The sequence below is a fragment of the Caballeronia sp. LjRoot34 genome, assembly GCF_964253815.1.
Taxonomy (GTDB): Bacteria; Pseudomonadota; Gammaproteobacteria; order Burkholderiales; family Burkholderiaceae; genus Caballeronia.
In genome coordinates this window covers 1,392,649-1,410,568 of sequence record NZ_CAXUSB020000001.1, presented here as the reverse complement: position 1 = coordinate 1,410,568, position 17,920 = coordinate 1,392,649, and the positions used below count along the sequence as shown (strand labels likewise).

Below are 17,920 nucleotides of genomic sequence, written 5' to 3'. Positions count from 1 at the left end.
ATACTAGCCAGATATTATTTACATGTCAAAAGGCATAGAAAAATACAATTGAGATACGCACCTAATTGGTGAAAATTAGGCCGCGATCGCGGCTTTCAGTAACTTTCTTGTGTATTCGTGGGACGGCGTCGCAAAAATATTCTCCACATCACCGGTTTCCACGATAGTTCCGTTCTGCATGACTACAACCCGGTGCGCCATCGCGCCAATCACCTCCAGGTCATGGCTGATGAACACATAGCCCAGGTTGTACTTCCGTTGTATATCGGCAAGTAGACGCAAAACTTGATACTGGATTGACACATCGAGTGCACTGGTCGGTTCATCCAGGATCAGGATGCGCGGTTCGAGCACCAGCGCGCGGGCGATTGCAATGCGTTGGCGTTGACCGCCGGAGAACTCGTGCGGGTATCGATTCAACGCCGTACGGTCTATTCCGACTTCGCGCAGAACGGCCACCACCTTGGCATGCCGCGCGGCTGCATCGAGTTCCGGACGATGCAAACCTAGCCCCTCGCCGACGATCCGCTCAATCGTCTGACGTGGCGATAGCGAGCTATAGGGGTCCTGAAACACCACCTGCATATTTGATCGCAACACGGTTTTTTCACGGCCACGATAGTCGGCAAGCAAGCGCCCTTGAAACTCCACCTTCCCGTGTGACGTGCGCTGCAAACCCAGCAGCGCCATCGCCAAAGTGGACTTTCCCGACCCCGACTCACCGACGATACCCAACGTTTCACCCTGCCGCACCGTCACGGAAACGCGATCCACCGCCTTGAACGCGCCGCGCCGGAACCAGCCGCCCACGCCTGGCGTCTTCGTGGCGAATTCCACGGATACCTCTTGCGCGTCGAGCAATACGGGCGACAGCGGCAGCACCGGCAACACCGTGCGCTCCGGCCTGCTCGCAAGCAAACGTACCGTATAGGGATGCTGCGGCGACGCGAATATGTCCTTCACCGTACCGCTTTCCACCAGCACGCCCTGCTCCATCACCGCCACGCGCTGCGCGAATTTACGCACGAGGTTGAGATCGTGCGTGATCAGCAACACGGCCATACCGCGGGAAGCGGCTTCGTCGCGTTGCAATTCCAGCAGCAATTCCACGATCTGCGCGCGGATGGTCACGTCGAGCGCGGTCGTGGGTTCGTCGGCGAGCAGCAGACGCGGGCGGCACGCGAGCGCCATTGCAATCATCGCGCGCTGGCGTTGTCCGCCCGAGAGTTGATGCGGATATCGGTCGATGCGCTTTTCCGGATCCGTGATCCCCGTGCGCGCGAGCAGGTCAATCGCTCGCCGGCGGGCGTCGCGAGCGGACACGCCATCGTGCAGCTGAATCGTCTCCGCGATCTGGTCGCCGATGGTGTACAGCGGGTTGAGCGCGGTCATCGGCTCCTGGAAGATCATCGCGATGTCCGAGCCCCGCAGCTTGCGCATCGCGGGTTCGCTTTTGGTGAGCAACTCCTCGCCGTCCAGGCGAATCGACCCGCTCAGCTCGGCGTCGCGCAAAAGCCGCAGGATAGACAGCGCCGTCACGCTTTTGCCCGATCCCGACTCGCCGACCAGCGCCACGCGTTCGCCGGCTTCAATCTTGAGGCTCACGCCATCGACGGCCATGGTCTCGCCAAAGCGCACCCGCAGATCCGTGATTTCCAGCAACGGAGCGCTCATTGACCGCCTCCGGCTTTGACGGCGTCGGAGATGCGCGTGTCCAGCGCGTTACGCAGCGCATCGCCCATGAACGTGAGCAGCAACAGGGTCGCGACCAGTACGCCGAAAGTGGACAGCGAGATCCACCACGCGTCGAGATTCGCCTTGCCTTGCGCGAGCAATTCTCCAAGCGATGGCGTGGGCGGCGGCACGCCCAGGCCCAGGAAATCAAGGCTGGTCAGCGCAAGGATCGCCCCGCTCATACGAAATGGCAGGAAGGTGATAACGGGCGTGAGGCTGTTCGGCAGGATGTGACGCCAGATGATCTGGGCGTTGGACAGACCCATCGCCCGCGCCGCCCGCACGTAATCCTGCGTGCGGTTGCGCAGGAACTCCGCGCGCACATAGTCCGATAACCCGATCCATCCGAACAACGACAACAGCACGACGAGCAGCAGCAAACTCGGCTCGAAGATGGACGCGAAAATGATCAGCAGATACAACTCCGGCAACGCACTCCAGATTTCGATCAGGCGTTGTCCGGTGAGGTCCGTACGGCCGCCGAAGTAGCCTTGAACCGCGCCGGCCAGCAGGCCGAGCACGGTGCCTATCGCCGTCAGGACCAGCGCGAAGATGACCGAGACGCGAAAGCCATAGAGCAATCGGGCGAACACATCGCGGCCGCGATCGTCGGTGCCGAGCCAGTTTTCACGCGATGGCGGCGCCGGGTTCGAGGCCTTCGAAAAATAGTTGAGCGTGTCGTAGTAGTAGTGGTTCGGCGGATAAACGGCGAAGTTGCTGCCCTCGCTGAAACGGTCGCGAATATACGGATCGAGGTAATCGGCGGGCGTCGGAAAGTCGCCGCCGAACGTGGTCTCGGCGTACGTCTTGACCAGCGGGAAATAAAGCTGCCCCTGATAACGGACGACCAATGGTTTGTCATTGGACCACAGCGGTCCCGCGAGACTGATTGCGAACGCGATCACGAAAATCACCAGGCTCCAGTAGCCGAGCCGGTTGCGCTTGAAACGTTGCCAGACGCGTTGTCCCGGCGTGATCGAAACCGGCACGCTGAGCGGCTGGGCGTCGCCGTCTTGAGGCGTACGGAGCAGGGAACGGTTCAACTCAACGCTCCAGTTGTTCGAATTGAATGCGCGGATCGACCCAGACGTAGCAGAGGTCAGAGATCAGCTTGGTGGCAAGCCCGATCAGCGTGAACAGATATAGCGTACCGAGCACGACCGGATAATCGCGCCGCACGACGGACTCGTACGAAAGCAGGCCGAGGCCATCGAGTGAAAAAAGCGTTTCTATCAGCAAACTGCCCGTAAAGAACGCTCCGATAAACGCGCCCGGAAAGCCCACGATCAGCGGCAACAACGCGTTGCGGAACACGTGTTTCCACAGCACCCTTCTCTCCGACAACCCCTTGGCGCGCGCCGTCAGCACATACTGTTTGCGGATTTCATCGAGGAACGCGTTCTTGGTCAGCATGGTGACGACCGCGAAGCTGCCGACCACCGACGCAATGATGGGCAACGTGATATGCCACAAGTAGTCGGCTATCTTGCCGCCGAGGCTCAACGTTGCCCAGTTGTCGGAGGTGAGGTTGCGCAGCGGAAACAGTTGCCAGAACGACCCGCCGCCGAACAGCACGAGAAGCAGCACACCGAGCACGAAGCCGGGAATGGCGAAGCCGACGAGCACGAGCAGACTGGTGGTGAAATCGAAGGTGGAACCGTTGCGCACCGCCTTCGCGATCCCAAGCGGCACCGAAATCAGATAAGTAAGAAAGAACGTCCACACGCCAATGCTGATCGACACCGGCAGCTTCGACACAATCAACGACCACACGCTTTGATGACGAAAATAGCTGTCGCCGAGATCGAAACGGGCGAAGCGTCCGAGCATCAGCCAGTAGCGTTCGAGCGGCGGTTTATCGAAGCCGTAGAGCGCGCGAAGTTGCGCGACTTGCTGCGCATCCACGCCCGTGTGCATGCGCATGCCGAAGCTCGTGCCTTGCTCGCCGCGCCGCAATTCGTGCACGGCTTGCTCGACCGGTCCGCCCGGCACGAACTGGATCACGGCGAACGTCAGCGTGAGGACACCGAGCAAGGTCGGGATCATCAGCAAAATGCGTTTCAGGATGTAGCTCCACATGGGCGCGGTCCGCTTGAGTGATTAAGGCGTGGATTTACTTCTCTGCAGCCGTGGCCGACGCGGCGGCAGGCGGCTTGAACCACCATGTCGATGTGATCCAGTCTTCGGCGGTGTAATACAGCGGCAAGGTCGCCGGATACGCGAGCGTGTTTCGATACGCCACCCTATGCGATGCCGTGTACCAATGCGGGATCACATAGTAGCCATGCATCAGGACCCGGTCGAGCGCATGGGTGGCATCGAGGAGCTGCTCGCGGGTCTGGGCGCCAAGCAAGGTGTGCACGATCGAATCCACGGCCGGCGACTTCAGCCCGTTCATGTTATCGGAGCCCTGCTGATCCGCGGACTTGCTGCCGAAACGCGTCTCCTGTTCCGTACCGGGAATCTGCACGTCGGGCATGCGCAGGCTGGTCATGTCGAAGTCGAACGCGTCGAGCCGCTTCTGGATCAGCGCAAAGTCAACCGTACGAAAATTCGCGACAATCCCGAGCTTCTGCAAGTTGCGCTGGAATGTGGCGACGACAGGTTCCATCGACGATCCGCTGGCCGAGTCGTCGAGAATCTCGAAGACGAACGGCTCGCCCTTCGCGTTGCGCAACGCACCGTCCCTATACGTCCAGCCCGCGTCAGCCAGCAGCTTGCGCGCCGTGATCAGGTTCGCGCGCAATGAGCCGGGTGGATCGGTGTCGGGCTGCTTCACCACGTCGCCGAATACGGCGGGATCGAGTTGCGCGCGTAACGGCGAGAGAATTGCGAGTTCGCCCGCGCTCGGCTTGCCCGTCGCTTGCAGGTCGGTGTTTGCAAAGAAGCTGTCGGTGCGCGTGTATTGGTTAAAAAACAGTTGCCGGTTCAGCCACTGGAAATCGAACGCAAGATCGAGCGCCTGGCGCACGCGCACGTCCTGGAAGATCGGCCGGCGCAGGTTGATGAAAAAACCCTGCATGCCCGTGCCGTTGTGATTGCGAAATTCGCGTTTGATCAGCTCACCGTTGTCAAAACGTTTGCCAATGTCGCGACGCACCCAGTTGCGCGCAATATATTCGACCAGCGCGTCGTACTCGCCGGCCTTGAACGCCTCGAGCCGCGCGACGCCATCCGAATAGAGCTTGTACGTAATGCGCTCGAAGTTGAACGTTCCCACGCGCACCGGCAACGCATTGCCCCAATAGGCCGGATCGCGCTTTAAGGTGATCGTGCGGCCGTTGTCATATTGTTCGATGAGATACGGACCGCTTGCTATCGGCTTCTGAAACGCGAGTTGATCGAAGGGAACGTGGCTGCCGTCGGGCTTCATGCCCCACTTGCGCGAAAACACCGGAATCGCGCCCGCGATAAACGGCATCTCCCGCGTGCGCTCCCTGAAGTCGAAACGAATGGTCAGCGGGTCAAGGATGACCGCGCGCGAAATCTGGCCGAAATACACCGCGTATTGCGGCGCGGCCTGCGGGCTTTTCAGCGTATCGAATGAGTATTTCACGTCTTCGGCGGTGACGGGATCGCCATTCGAAAAATGCGCCTTGGGATTGATGTGGAACGTGGCAGAGAGGCCGTCGGGCGCGATGCTGATGTCGTCGGCGAGAAGCCCGTAAGCCGTCGATACTTCGTCAAGACTGCCGGTTGTCAAACTCTCGAACATATAACCGAGCCCGGGCGCGGCGTTGCCGCGCTGGGTGAACGGGTTGAATTTGTCGAAGCTCGTGAGCCGGTTCGGATTCGCCAGAACCAGCGTGCCGCCGCGGGGTGCGTCCGGATTGACGTAGTCGAAGTGCTTGAAGCCGGCGGGATATTTCGGCTCGCCATACTGCGCGATGGCGTACACGGCCAATGCCGCTTTCGGTGCCGCGAGCCCGCCAAAACCGATCAGCAAGCTGCCAAACAGAAGACCGAGGACCCGTCGGGAGCCAGTCGCCATGAGTGCCTTTATGAATACCAGTGAAACGATGATCGGAAAAACAGCCAGCCGTTCAGAGCCGGCTGAGGGGCTGCTCAGGGCCTCCTCAAAGCGCCCCAAGCGCAGCGGGCCTTAAGCGATGTGAGAGAATTCTACTAAAACCACTGTCCCGGGCATTGTAACGACGCGCGCACCGCTTGCGCGCGCTCGGTCCGGCGCATGTGCAATATCGACTTCTTAAGGAGCATTCATGGGATTTCTCGCTGGAAAACGGATTCTGCTGACGGGCTTGTTATCGAACCGCTCGATTGCCTATGGCATCGCGGCGGCTTGCAAGCGCGAAGGCGCCGAACTCGCCTTCACCTACGTGGGTGACCGTTTCAAGGACCGCATTACCGAGTTCGCGACCGAATTCGGCAGCGATCTCGTGTTTCCGTGCGACGTGGGTAGCGACGAGGAAATCGACGCGCTCTTCGTCTCGCTGAAAGAACGCTGGGGCACGCTCGACGGCCTCGTGCATTCCATCGGCTTTGCGCCGCGCGAGGCAATCTCGGGGAATTTCCTCGACGGCATGACGCGCGAGAACTTCCGCATCGCCCACGATATTTCCGCGTACAGCTTCCCGGCACTCGCCAAAGCGGCGCAATCCATGCTCTCCCCGGATGCGTCGTTGCTCACGCTGAGCTATCTCGGCGCCGAACGCGCGATCCCGAACTACAACACAATGGGCCTGGCGAAGGCATCGCTTGAGGCAAGCGTGCGGTATCTGGCGGTGTCGCTTGGGGACAAGGGCGTGCGCGTGAACGGCATCTCGGCGGGGCCGATCAAGACGCTGGCAGCAAGCGGCATCAAGAGCTTCGGCAAGATTCTCGAGTTCGTGGAAAACAATGCACCGTTGCGGCGCAACGTGAGCATCGATCAGGTCGGCAATGTGGCGGCGTTCCTGTTGTCGGATCTGGCTGGCGGCGTAAGTGCCGAGATCATCCACGTCGATGGCGGTTTTAATGCCGTGGTCGGCGGGATGACCGCGCAGGCGGTCTCGGAATAACGATCCGATAACGGCGGCTCTCCGCGGCTCTCCTTTGCCGCCGATAAAATCAAAAGCCGTCCCGCTTGCGCGGGACGGCTTTTTTAATGCGTCTGACCACGGTGTTTAATTGTGATGGTCGCCGTGACCGCCATTCCCGCCATGGTTGTAGTTGCCACCGTGATTGTAGTTGCCACCGTGGCCGCCGTATCCCGGGCCGCCATGACCGTAGTTCGGCCGGCCACCGTTGTGCCGATACCACTCGTCACGTCCCCAATAGCGATGGCCGTCATAGTAACGATTACCGTACCAGCCGATCACGATCTGCGGCTGCGCGTACACCGGAGCCGGTTGATAAATGACGGGCGGTGGCGGTGGCGCGTAATAAGGCTGCGGCGCGACGTAAACCGGAGCAGGAATACCGATGTTGATCCCCAGCCGCACGCCGCTGGCGTGGGCAAAACCAGACATCGTGACGAGGCACAAACCAGCAATGCCAGTCAGAATCCGGATGCTTTTTATCTCATTCATGTAGGCGCGCCTTTGAGCATCATTGTTCAGGTGGTAGCGAATATAGCGGATCGCCTTCAATCCGGTACTTCGACTTTGTAAGTGGTTCTTCGGCGCAGGGGTATCGTCTGCTGAAAGCTTACTCTTTGTTACATCATGAAAAAACGGGGAATCGAGGGTGGCACCGGACGGAGAGCTGGCGGGATGCTCAAAAACCAAAGGCCACCCGGTTTTCGCCGGATGGCCTTTGGGCCAGCTACCTGACGGCTGCTGTATTACGGCTGGTATTTAGTACCCGCGATGGTCGTAATGCGGGCCGCCGTGATAACGGTACCAGTCGTTACGGTTCCAGTAACGGCGGCCGTCCCAGTAACGATCGCCGTGCCAACCGATTACCACGACCGGCGCTGCAGCATACACCGGTGGCGGCGGTGCGTAGACGACCGGGGGCGGCGGCGGTGCGTAGACCGGCTGCGGCGCAACGTACACCGGCGCGGGCACGCCGATATTGATACCAAGACGCACTTGGGCCATCGCTGCGCCGGACATTCCGAGCGCTCCGATTGCAATCGCGCCGGCAAAAATGGAAGTCTTCAGTTTGTTGTTCATTTGAAGTGCACCTCAACGGAGTAGGTTTGTTGAGTAAATCTTAGCCGAACGAGCCGGCCTAGATGTTTCAAGTTGGTAACTCAGAATTACGATCGCCAACAGGGTGTGACACAACATTTCCTTAGCTGATTTAGCTGAGCCCTCATCCCTTACCGTGGGATGCTCGCTGGATTGGGCACGCGCCGCGAGCAGTTCGAAGCGCGCGATAGAATCGGACTAGTAAAGCACGTATCGTTCGACCGTTCATCAATCACCGTAGCCCGCTACGACCCGCGGGCCGAGGCCGCCCGATTTAAATCCCGCCTGACCCGTGCAACCGCGAAACGTCTGCTCGCGAGTGAGACAATCGGTGAATTTTGGAGAGGCACATCATGATCGACGGTCTGGTTTCCGGACGTCTCTACGGCACGGCGCAAGTGCGTACGGGTCAGCACGGCACGCATTTCGTGACATGCCGGGTTCGCGCCTCGGCCGGCGACGGCGAGAGTTTGTTCGTGAACGTGATTGCCTTCGACGACACCGTCAAGGACGCGCTCCAGGCGCTCGATGACGGCGACAGCGTATCGCTTGCCGGCGCACTCACGCCGAAGACCTGGACGGACAAGCAAGGTAACGCGAAACCCGCGCTGGATATGGTCGTGCACGCTGTATTGACGGCGTACCACGTGCAGCGCAAACGCCGGGCTGTACGCGGTGAAACGGGACCAGCGGACCTGCAAGGCCCCGATGACCTGGACGACGACGAAGTCTGAGTGCGCTCGGGCGCTCGCGCCGGTATGTCGCCCGAGCGAAGCGCCCTATTCGATCGAAGAAAAACGGGGGCACCGATTCCGCTAGCGGTTCAATTCATGAATCAGCGGATGGTCGCAGTAGATCCGGTTCTCATAGACCTGGCCGTTGCTGTGACGCACGCAGTCCACCCCTTCGAAGCGCAGCGGCACATCGCCGTGCGTCCCTGTGGCAATCCATCGGATGAAGACTGTATCGCCGCGACTCGCGTGGTCGGCGACTTCCAGCCTGAAATCCGGAACGTGGCGCAACAGTTCGTGCAGCGGCCGCACATAGGCCTCCACGCCCTTCAACGGCGCGTGCAATCCCGGCCAATATCCTTCGATATCCACCGCCAGTTCATCGCTCGGCCGGTTGAAGTCCGGCGCGGCCCAGAACGCGGCGTACTTTTCCACGCACCATGCCGGGCCCATCAGGGTGCTATCGAGAAAACCGGTAATGCCGGCAAACCGTCCGTCGAAGGAAAATTCGCCAACGTCCGTCCCGCTCGCCAGTTGCCGGCCAGTGGCATCGATCAGACGCCAACTGAAGCGGACCACCGTGCCCGTTGCATCAATCCCACCAACCCGCTCGAACCTCAACCCAGGCATCTGCGACTGAAACGCACCGATCATCTCGGCGAACCCTTTCGGGCCGGTGCTGCTCATCATCGGGTCGGTGTAGCGCGCGCCGTCGAGCAAAACCCCCTCTGCGAGCGCGTCCCGACGCGACGAATCCGTCTCGTTCCATGTATCGATATAGCGACCCACCAGAACGTCATGCTCAGTCATAATTCTCTCCTTCGATAATCTTCGGGGCTACGGCCGGACTGGATTTAGCGCGGCCTGGGAGCAATCATCGGGACGAGCATGTCGTGCGTCGATTACCTGGCGGGTAATGGAACGGCGTGCGGTGGTTTGATAAGGTACGGCCATGAACACACTGACTGCGACGGCTGTGGGTATCGGCCCAATGATCAGGCACTGGCGCGAACGACGGCGCATGAGCCAGCTTTATCTGGCCAGCGAAGCGGAGATTTCGAGCCGGCATCTGAGTTTTATCGAAACGGGGCGTGCCGCGCCGAGCCGCGCGATGGTGCTGCGTTTAGCTGAGTATCTTGAGGTGCCGCTGCGTGAACGTAACGAGTTGCTGACCGCGGCGGGGTTCGCGCCGGTGTTCCGGGAACGCGCACTCACGGATCAATCGATGCAGCCCGCGCGAACCGCAGTCGAGCAGATATTGAAGGGGCACGAGCCGTATCCGGCGCTGGCTATCGATCGGCATTGGAACCTGGTGTCGGCGAATGGCGCGGTGGCTGCGCTTATCGCCGATGCTGATCCGTCTTTGCTCGAACCACCGGTGAATGTGTTGCGCTTGAGTCTGCATCCGCAGGGGTTGGCGTCAAAGATCATGAATCTCGGGCAATGGCGCGCGCATTTACTTGAACGGCTGGAGCGTCAGATCGCACTCACGGCGGATTTGGAGTTGAGCGCATTGCGCGATGAGTTGAAGCGATATCCGGGGGGATCCGGTTGGAATGACGCGGGCGAATCTTCTATCGTGATCCCATTCGTGTTGAGCACGGCTGCGGGACCGTTGTCGTTCATCAGTACAACGATGATGTTCGGTACGCCGATTGATATCACGTTGTCGGAGCTGGCGATCGAGTTGTTCTTCCCGGCGGATGAAGCGACGGCGGCTGCGTTCAGACGGTGACGACTGACGCTTAAGCGGCTTTGGGTGTGCACGCCCGGACGAGCTGGAGTAACTTTCGGAATGGCCTTCGCACGAAGTTGCCACATGTCGCATTTAACTTGCATCGCAACCAGCCGAGCGCGGATGGTTCCGTTGTCGACTGCTCGATCCTCGCAGCGATCTCAGAACTGAAAGCGGCGTGCTCGTTCACAACGCCTAAGAAGGTTGCGCGAGACACACCGAGTTGTTCGCCTGCGCTCATCGTAAGGCCCAAGGCTGGAACTGACGATGCCGACCACCACCGTCGATGATCCGTTGCACCATCCGCGAGAATGAAACAGCAACGGCAGACCAAAGGCGCGGTTACTCGCGTCACTCCTGAAGGTGGAGATGGCTAAATTACGTCGATTCGATTCGCAGGGACCCGAATTCAACAACTATCTCGGCGCCTACCGTTGCCGCGACTAGCGCGAGATGCTTCGGTTGTTTGTCGGAGAAGCGGTCAGATTGGTTGAGCGCTCTCAACGCTTTCTCATAGCACGGTGTCCCGGGTTCCAAAAATTTTATGTCATAGACGATATTGAGAAGCCCGTAATGCTCTATAACGCATCGGGTTGTCCCGACAAAAGTTACAGTAGCGCGTCGCTCGTCCAATTTAAGACCGACTGTCAAACTATCTCCGTCATCAGTAACAGCGAGGATATCGATGTACCAGTCGTGAAAAAACGTAAATGCCTTGAGGTCATCCATGATTGCCGCGCATCAGTAAGGTAAGAGAGAAAAGGCGTTGCCTTTATCACGGATGTTGCCGTCCCAGTTGTGGGCATGCGGTGCACCGAATCCATGATCATGATCGAAGTCGAAATCGACTGCTGCGTTTCCAATGCCATCATAGAGCCGCATCTGTTTGCTTCCGGACGGATTCTCAACCCACGCACTGGCGAGACCTCCCGTTCGGGGCAACCATGCGAGCTGACGAACTTCCGTTGACGAGCCGGTTTCGGACCCGTATCCAAACGGCGTACCTCCGAGTGATGTTGTCATGCCAGCAGAGCTATCGTCGCCTGCGACAACATTCACACGGTCAAAGCCAACGCCGGTCATGTCAGGCAGACTGTACTTGCTGATCCAGCCTGCTCGGGCGAATACAGGCAACGAGAGTGCTGGCGCGGCCAAGATTGCCGCGTGCATGAATTGCGTGTTCATTCTGTCGTTCATCGACTGGATTTCCGACCACGGTATTGGATCGGCATTCATCTTTTCGAGTTGCGCCTGATATCGTTCCTTGGTCGCCTTGTACTTCGGCACGTCATAGTCCGAAACACGCCGAAACGACGGGTCGGCGTTCTTCGATGCTCCTGTAGCGCCGCCGCTGCGCATCGGTTTTTCAGGAATAACTACGACGCTACCACCCCGCACCATCTCCATTAGAGCCTGGACAACATCCGAATCCGAGCCGCTCTTTGCAAGGCGATCATGCCAGTGGAAATTCTTGCCAAGAAACTCGCGCACCCGTTTGAGCAAGCCTGCGTCCTTGGCCCATATGTAGGAGTCCGCACCTAGGGCGTATTTTTTGCCTGCTTCGATGGCTTGCGTTTCTTCCGGACTTGGAAAGACACTGGGCGCATAGTCCTTCTTCCGATACAGCACGTAGCTGTGCCATGAATCCGTTTTCAGTTCTGTTGCCATGTTTGCCCGGTTTCGAAATCCATCAGCCGCCTGAAGCAATCCTTGTGTTTGCATAAGAACAGAGCATCGTTTTTAACAATGCAGAATCTTTCTAACAATGTCGATCCGAAGGCGTGACATTTGACTAAAAATTACAAGCATGAAGGACGCGAATCGCCCCGGATGCGCGGCTCAAGACAGTTCAGATATGCGTGCCGCAGGATCGCACGTACTAACGCGTTTAATTGTCCAATGGGGACGGCTCGGCATATTTCTTCTACTTCGTTCGCCGGAACCCGCACCACAATGCCGCTGCCACCGGTACCAATAAACGACCTGGTAAGCTTGGACGGTTGCGCAACTGTGGTTCTCTCACGGCTTCGTCATCGCAACGTCGTAAGGCAAACCTCGCAATTCGCTGTGTAAGTAAGGGATTGGACGCTCAGACTCAGGCATAGCAGAACCGCACGGCGTCATTCGGACATCAACAGAATAAGGAGACGCTGTATCGCACGGGAACTGAGTCGGCATTGCGACATCGGCGGGATCGGTCAAACGATGGGCAGAAAAAACAAAAAACCCGTAAGTCGTTAGACCTACGGGGTTTTGCATTCTTCTGGCGGAGACGGAGGGGTTCGATATTGCCCGGAAACCAGCGTCGGGTTTGACTCCCGGTCTTGGAGCACAACCTCACCCCCACTCCTACCCCTACCCCTACATCGAGACAGAGACAATTTTTCACATTATAGAATATTCGGCCACAACGGAACCACAGTGACCAACCCAAATCGACTCGCGCGGAATCGCAATCATCGCTATACGATCCGCCAGTCGATCGCATCGGGTACCCCGCGCTATCCCGTAGCGAGATCCACTATGCCGCACGCTCCGCAGGAAGCTGAGGAATATGGAAGCGCTGAATGCACCGAAGGACCCTGATCGACCGAACCGAAAGCTCGGGGCTTGCTCAGCGAACGACCGGTATTTAGCGCAACCGGTCGCACGGCTGAGGGGCCTTCCAGCTTGCCGTTTCGTCTCCAATCCGGCCATTGAATCTCTGACGTCCAGCCGTGGCGGCTGGGAGTTACAGCCGGCAAATTTAGGCCTCAGAGCCCAGCGCGCAGCTTGTTCAGTACCGCTTCGAGGCGCCGCAGCAGATCATCGTAGGTAACGATATCGGCTATGTGCTTATAGTGCCGTCTTGTGACCTCGAAGTCGCCACGTTGGTCCAGCGTCATGTCGGCATCGCGGCCCATGATCACGAGGCCGCTAGGGTTCACCACGCGGATCTTGAATCCAAGCGGCAGCCGCGATGCGTAGCGTTTGGTCAGCGTATCTTCGCCCTTCTGGCCCCACCGGGTCAGGTGCAGCAGGTACCTCTCGACTTGAATAACCGCGCCAGACAGCTCTCGCATCGGTACGTGGTTCTTGCGATAGCGGCGCGGAGTGACCATGGCCTCTCCGAATGGCTGCTTTATCTCAACCACGTCGATGTTGCCTGATGCATCCAGCAGCAGGATGTCCAGAATCCGATAGCTGCCGCTATCAAAATCCTTGATCCGCACGCCAGTAAACGCCTCTATGTACTTGGGGTTCAGCAGGCAAATGATCTTAACGATCTCGGCCTGCCATTGCGCTTCCTTGTATTCATTCGGCTTGGTCAACATCCTCTTGAGGTGCGCAAGCAGGTATTCAAACTTGCGCACGTCCGCTTCACGAAAGGGCGCCGCGAGATCCTTTGGCGTGCTCTTGACCTTTCGTGAAACTGTCTTTCTAAGCTGTTCCTCGCCGTCAATCTCTGCGTCCGTGTATTCGCGAATTACCCCGCTGATCCGTGCAATAACGTATCGCTTCAGCTCGTGCGTCGTCGGAAACTGGGCGATGAGCTTTTCGAACTCGGCTACGGGAATCGCATCCGGCTCTGGCCCGCCGATCACGATACGGCTCATCTTTAGCTGGGCTACGACGCCTAGGATTGATGTCTTTCTCTCGGCGCAAAACCATTTCCAGGTAGGTCGCGCCTGGCGATGCAACAGCACCGAGACTCCAACGGGCAACGCCTTTGCGTTGAACCAAAAGTAGTCACCCTTTGCCGATGCGATGACGAAGTCCATCCGATCCTCGCCACCCAGGTCGAAGTCGAATTCGTCCGGGTCGGTTCTAGGCTCCCAACCATCGATCTCGGTCCACTCATCGACGTCGTCCTTGACAAGGATATGGCGCGTAAGGCGGAACGTGCCCTTGACGGTGACGTCGTCGCCTACTTTGAATTTCCTGTAGACCCATTGCGTGCCGTCGTGCGGTCGGTAGATCAGATGGAGCTTGTTGCTGATAGCTTTGAATTCGATCGCAGGTTTTTTCATAGGGTAAGAGTAGCATCAGCCGCCGACGGATCCTGCAAGCGCCGAGCACTGGTCTCCCGACCTTATGGGCTGGTGTCAAAGCACTATCATCTAGGCAAAGACCCGCCCCGTAGAAGTGATCCAGCTCAATGCGATGCCATCTCAGTAGTAGCTGTCGTTGTGGTCCATCTCCCCCAGCACGGAATGGATTCCAACCGGCAGCATGAACGCGCTGTCCATGACTTCGGAGAGGTGCCTTATCCGACAACGTATACCAAAGACCACGCCGTGACATCGTCAGCGAGCCTGTACAAGCTGGCGACGGAACTGAACTTAGCCGGCGGCGCAGTGGCGACCGGTGCCTGGATTTTTGTGCATGACAACAGCTCGCCTGCCATCGACGCATCGATACATACCAGTGTGATTGATGATTGAAGGTTGGTCGGGCATCCCAGTCTTCGATTTCGGCACCTTCGATCCTCAACACGGACATTCTGGTCTGACCTCGCCACCCGTACCGTTTTGCCTCGGGACAAGGCGAAGGAACGCCGCGGGTGTTCGTTATGGCACCAGGACGATCTTTCCAGCTCTGCGCCGACTGGAGAGTGCGCGCTGGGCATTTGCAGCGTCGTGGAGCGGGAACACCTGTGCGACGATCACGCGGAGTGTGCCCTCGTCCATAAGCTGCGCGAGGCGCCTCAGGATATCGGGGTCCTGGCGTGCAAAGACGGTGACGATCCCGGGTCCCGCATCCGCCACCGAGCAGACGCGTGCGTTCGCACGATTCACCGCCGTGGTCGCGAGCAGCGTTCCGCGTCCGACGCAGTCGAGCACCGCTGTGATACCTTCCGGCACGATTTGTCGGACTCGTCCAACCAGGCCCTCGCCATATTCGACAGGCTCAACACCGAACGTCCGAAGCACATCGTGATTGCTCGCGGCCGCGGTGCCAATGACACGTGCGCCCGCATTCCGGGCGAGCTGGGCTGCCAACAAGCCAACACCACCACTGGCGCCGTGGATCAGCACAACGTCTTGTGACGTGACCGCCAGTGTCTGGACGATAGCTCGATAGGCCGTGAGTCCCGCCAGCGGCAAACCGGCAGATTCTTCCCATGACGCCCTGGCGGGCTTTCGCACCACAGCATAGACAGGCACGGCGATCAGTTCGGCGTAGCCGCCGTGATGCAGAATTTCCTCGCGGACGTAGGACATCACCTCATCGCCCGGGGAAAACTCCTTGACGCCGGGGCCGACGGTCTCGATGACGCCGGCGACATCCCATCCGGGTATAACGGGAAACCATACGGGCATATGGGCGTCGCCGAGTCCGGCCTGCAGCGCGACGTCCGCAGGATTAAGCGCAGCAGCTTTGATACGAATCAGGACGCTGTTCTGGCTCAGTTTGGGATCGGGGACCTCACGATAGTCGAGCACGTCGGGTCCACCATATCGGTCATAAACGATTGCTTTCATCGCCGGACCTCAAAACGCTGCCGGCAGATCAAGAATGATCTGGAGGGTCTCGATCATCCAGCGACCGTCAACCTTTTTCAAAGTGGGGCGATAGTAGCCGGACTCGATCGGCGTCACCGTCCCTTGTGCCCCCGACGCGCCTTGCGGCCAGCCACCCTCGGGCTTCAAGTCTCCGACAACGTTATAGACGATGAACTGCGCATCGAGCGTCGCAGTATCGCCATCGACGTCGATGATCGCGTCATGTGTGGTGTGATGGCTCCAGCCCCTTGGCGGGTGAGGTTTCATCATGTTTGTGACGGCATCGGCAATGGCCTCGCGCCCAACGAGTTCGCCCAGCGGTTCCGGGGTACCTGCGTCGTTGTAGAAGATCTTCACTCGGCCTTCGGGGAGGAACAATTCGGCCATCGCCGTCCCGTTTCGCTGGTCGGCCGCGCGAACGTAGCGGGCCAGAACCTTCGCGATGTCGTAGTCCACTGACATGGTTTCCTTCATCCTATAAAATGCGCCTATGAAAAGCATATATGGGTTGAGCAATAAGTGCAATATTGAAAAGCGCATATAATGCTGCAAAGGAGATTCCCGTGATCGATGTCCGGTTTGCAACAGCCCTGCAACTGATGTTGGGCCTCACATTGGCGAGGTCCGTGTGCGCCGAACCCGTCAGCTCGACGCGCCTGGCCGAGGGCGTGGGGTCACATCCCACCTTCGTCCGGCGCCTGCTTGTGCCTTTAATCGAAACCGGACTGGTCACTTCCAGCATGGGCCGCGCCGGGGGGCTGGCGTTGGGAAGAGCCTCGGAAGAGATCACGCTTTGCGACATCTACGACGCAGTGATGGGGGAGAAGGAACTGTGGTCGCCGCGCAGCGACTATCCTCATCAGTGTCTCGTCAGTTCGAACTTCAGTGCTTTCTTCGGCAATCTTGCTGCCGAGGTGGACACTCACGTGCGAGCAGCACTCGCATGCCAGACGCTGGCCGACAGTTTCGCCATGTTGGGCAAGCTGGATCAAGAGCGTGTATCCGCGACCATGGGTATCTGATCGTGGCCAATTTCTTCAAGGAAGCATCAAGAGTGCTCTTTACGATTCTTCCGGCGCCGATACATCAACGCGTCTTGGGCGATGCAGCGCCAAGTGCTTGACCACGCGGGTGAAGTGGGTCGCCCCGGGAAACAGGTTCGCGCAGCAGTTCGATGAACGCCCGCAACGCCGCCGGCACGTTACGCCGATCCGTGTAGTAGAGACACAAACCGGCCGAGGTGACGGTCCAGTCCTTTAGCACGGCAACCAGCCGCCCCGCCGCGAGGTCGTCCGCCACGGTTGCGTCCCAGAGATACGCGATGCCCGCGCCCGCGATCGCGGCATCGCGCATCAACGTAGGCTCGTCAAGCGTCAGATCGCCAGGTACGTCGAGTACAAGTTTCTCACCCCGCCGCTCGAACTCCCAACGATACAGCGCACCGCTCGGCCAGCGCGCACGTATGCATTGATGCGACATCAGATCCTGTGGCGTGCGCGGCTTCCTGTGTTTCGCAAAATACGAGGGTGCGGCGACGACGGAAAAATTCAATGCCCCGCCAAACGGCACAGCGATCATGTCGCGCGGCACGGCGTCGGCGGTACGGATGCCAGCATCAAACCCTTTGCCAACGATATCGACGAAGTGCGCTTCGGTGACGATGTCGACGCTCATCGCGGGGAAACGGCGTAGATATTCCAGCACGACCGGTACGAGGACGGCCCGCGCGGCACCCACCGCACAGTTCAGTCTTAATGTGCCGGTTGGCGTTGCACGACGATCGTTGACGGCGGCCATCGCCTGCTGGATTTCGGACAGTGCCGGACTGACTGCTGCGACGAACTGCGCGCCGGCTTCCGTTAGCGCAACGCTTCGTGTCGTCCGGTTGAAGAGTCGTACGCCAAGCCGCTTTTCAAGTTGCGCAATTGCGCGACTCAGCGCCGTCGACGACATGCCCAATTCGCGTGCCGCTGCACGAAAGCCACCCAGTCGCGCAACGGCGAGCACGACCTCCAGTTCGATCAAACCTGATTTATACATTGTCCCGATTTTCGGATCACTTCATGCAAGTTTATCCGGCTTATCAATGCAGATGCAATT

At 58.9% G+C, this 17,920-nt stretch carries 18 protein-coding genes; 5 read left to right on the top strand and 13 right to left on the bottom strand.

Annotated elements, in window-relative coordinates:
* Nucleotides 1-75: 75 nt before the first annotated feature.
* From ACSQ36_RS06205 to ACSQ36_RS06190, 4 genes are read right to left on the bottom strand one after another with little or no spacing between them, the layout of a single operon-like run.
* Entirely contained in the window at nucleotides 76-1,674 is a 1,599-nt protein-coding gene (locus tag ACSQ36_RS06205) for an ABC transporter ATP-binding protein (protein ID WP_213763183.1), read from the bottom strand.
* A complete protein-coding gene (locus tag ACSQ36_RS06200) occupies nucleotides 1,671-2,765 on the bottom strand; it encodes an ABC transporter permease (protein WP_213763523.1) in 1,095 nt (364 codons plus the stop codon). Before ACSQ36_RS06200 ends, ACSQ36_RS06205 begins: the two co-directional genes overlap by 4 nt.
* A 13-nt stretch (nucleotides 2,766-2,778) precedes the next feature.
* Nucleotides 2,779-3,813, bottom strand: a complete 1,035-nt coding sequence (locus tag ACSQ36_RS06195) for a microcin C ABC transporter permease YejB (protein ID WP_213763185.1) — start codon at nucleotides 3,811-3,813, stop codon at nucleotides 2,779-2,781.
* A 34-nt stretch (nucleotides 3,814-3,847) separates the two neighbouring features.
* Entirely contained in the window at nucleotides 3,848-5,725 is a 1,878-nt protein-coding gene (locus ACSQ36_RS06190; RefSeq protein ID WP_436181241.1) for an extracellular solute-binding protein, read from the bottom strand.
* Between the two features lie 229 nt (nucleotides 5,726-5,954).
* Between ACSQ36_RS06190 and fabI the strand changes: the two genes are divergently transcribed.
* The gene (fabI, locus tag ACSQ36_RS06185; protein ID WP_213763187.1) at nucleotides 5,955-6,752 is read left to right on the top strand and encodes an enoyl-ACP reductase FabI; all 798 of its coding nucleotides are present in this window, start codon (nucleotides 5,955-5,957) and stop codon (nucleotides 6,750-6,752) included.
* Between the two features lie 105 nt (nucleotides 6,753-6,857).
* Here the strand turns inward: fabI and ACSQ36_RS06180 are convergent, their stop codons facing one another.
* Both ACSQ36_RS06180 and ACSQ36_RS06175 read right to left on the bottom strand, forming a co-directional pair.
* Nucleotides 6,858-7,253: a hypothetical protein gene (locus ACSQ36_RS06180; protein ID WP_436183105.1), complete on the bottom strand. Its 396-nt coding sequence runs from the start codon at nucleotides 7,251-7,253 to the stop codon at nucleotides 6,858-6,860.
* 276 nt (nucleotides 7,254-7,529) lie between these two features.
* Entirely contained in the window at nucleotides 7,530-7,850 is a 321-nt protein-coding gene (locus tag ACSQ36_RS06175; protein ID WP_213763190.1) for a hypothetical protein, read from the bottom strand.
* A 371-nt stretch (nucleotides 7,851-8,221) separates the two neighbouring features.
* Between ACSQ36_RS06175 and ACSQ36_RS06170 the strand changes: the two genes are divergently transcribed.
* Complete coding sequence (locus ACSQ36_RS06170) at nucleotides 8,222-8,602, top strand: single-stranded DNA-binding protein (protein ID WP_213763192.1); 381 nt, start codon at nucleotides 8,222-8,224, stop codon at nucleotides 8,600-8,602.
* Between the two features lie 81 nt (nucleotides 8,603-8,683).
* On the opposite strand, the gene ACSQ36_RS06165 is transcribed toward ACSQ36_RS06170, so the two are convergent.
* The gene (locus ACSQ36_RS06165) at nucleotides 8,684-9,409 is read right to left on the bottom strand and encodes a nuclear transport factor 2 family protein (protein ID WP_436181240.1); all 726 of its coding nucleotides are present in this window, start codon (nucleotides 9,407-9,409) and stop codon (nucleotides 8,684-8,686) included.
* Nucleotides 9,410-9,551: 142 nt separating this feature from the next.
* Here ACSQ36_RS06165 and ACSQ36_RS06160 point away from each other — a divergent pair, with 142 nt between their 5' ends.
* On the top strand, nucleotides 9,552-10,334 hold the full coding sequence (locus ACSQ36_RS06160; RefSeq protein WP_436181239.1) for a helix-turn-helix domain-containing protein: 783 nt from the start codon (nucleotides 9,552-9,554) through the stop codon (nucleotides 10,332-10,334).
* A 378-nt stretch (nucleotides 10,335-10,712) separates the two neighbouring features.
* Here the strand turns inward: ACSQ36_RS06160 and ACSQ36_RS06155 are convergent, their stop codons facing one another.
* The 3 genes from ACSQ36_RS06155 to ACSQ36_RS06145 form a co-directional block, all read right to left on the bottom strand.
* Nucleotides 10,713-11,063, bottom strand: a complete 351-nt coding sequence (locus ACSQ36_RS06155) for a hypothetical protein (protein ID WP_436181238.1) — start codon at nucleotides 11,061-11,063, stop codon at nucleotides 10,713-10,715.
* A gap of 12 nt (nucleotides 11,064-11,075) precedes the next feature.
* Nucleotides 11,076-12,002 (bottom strand): hypothetical protein, encoded by a 927-nt coding sequence (locus tag ACSQ36_RS06150; RefSeq protein WP_436181237.1) that lies wholly within the window; start codon nucleotides 12,000-12,002, stop codon nucleotides 11,076-11,078.
* A 1,085-nt stretch (nucleotides 12,003-13,087) separates the two neighbouring features.
* A complete protein-coding gene (locus ACSQ36_RS06145) occupies nucleotides 13,088-14,344 on the bottom strand; it encodes a Shedu immune nuclease family protein (RefSeq protein ID WP_436181236.1) in 1,257 nt (418 codons plus the stop codon).
* A gap of 183 nt (nucleotides 14,345-14,527) precedes the next feature.
* On the opposite strand from ACSQ36_RS06145, the gene ACSQ36_RS06140 reads away from it, so the two are divergent.
* Nucleotides 14,528-14,758, top strand: a complete 231-nt coding sequence (locus tag ACSQ36_RS06140; RefSeq protein ID WP_436181235.1) for a hypothetical protein — start codon at nucleotides 14,528-14,530, stop codon at nucleotides 14,756-14,758.
* 126 nt (nucleotides 14,759-14,884) lie between these two features.
* On the opposite strand, the gene ACSQ36_RS06135 is transcribed toward ACSQ36_RS06140, so the two are convergent.
* Complete coding sequence (locus ACSQ36_RS06135; protein WP_436181234.1) at nucleotides 14,885-15,799, bottom strand: NADP-dependent oxidoreductase; 915 nt, start codon at nucleotides 15,797-15,799, stop codon at nucleotides 14,885-14,887.
* A 9-nt stretch (nucleotides 15,800-15,808) separates the two neighbouring features.
* Nucleotides 15,809-16,276, bottom strand: coding sequence for a nuclear transport factor 2 family protein (locus ACSQ36_RS06130; RefSeq protein WP_436181233.1), 468 nt, complete (start codon nucleotides 16,274-16,276; stop codon nucleotides 15,809-15,811).
* Between the two features lie 107 nt (nucleotides 16,277-16,383).
* Between ACSQ36_RS06130 and ACSQ36_RS06125 the strand changes: the two genes are divergently transcribed.
* Entirely contained in the window at nucleotides 16,384-16,842 is a 459-nt protein-coding gene (locus tag ACSQ36_RS06125) for an RrF2 family transcriptional regulator (RefSeq protein WP_213763204.1), read from the top strand.
* 64 nt (nucleotides 16,843-16,906) lie between these two features.
* Here ACSQ36_RS06125 and ACSQ36_RS06120 read toward each other — a convergent pair whose 3' ends face one another.
* A complete protein-coding gene (locus tag ACSQ36_RS06120; protein WP_436181232.1) occupies nucleotides 16,907-17,860 on the bottom strand; it encodes a LysR family transcriptional regulator in 954 nt (317 codons plus the stop codon).
* Nucleotides 17,861-17,920: the final 60 nt, after the last annotated feature.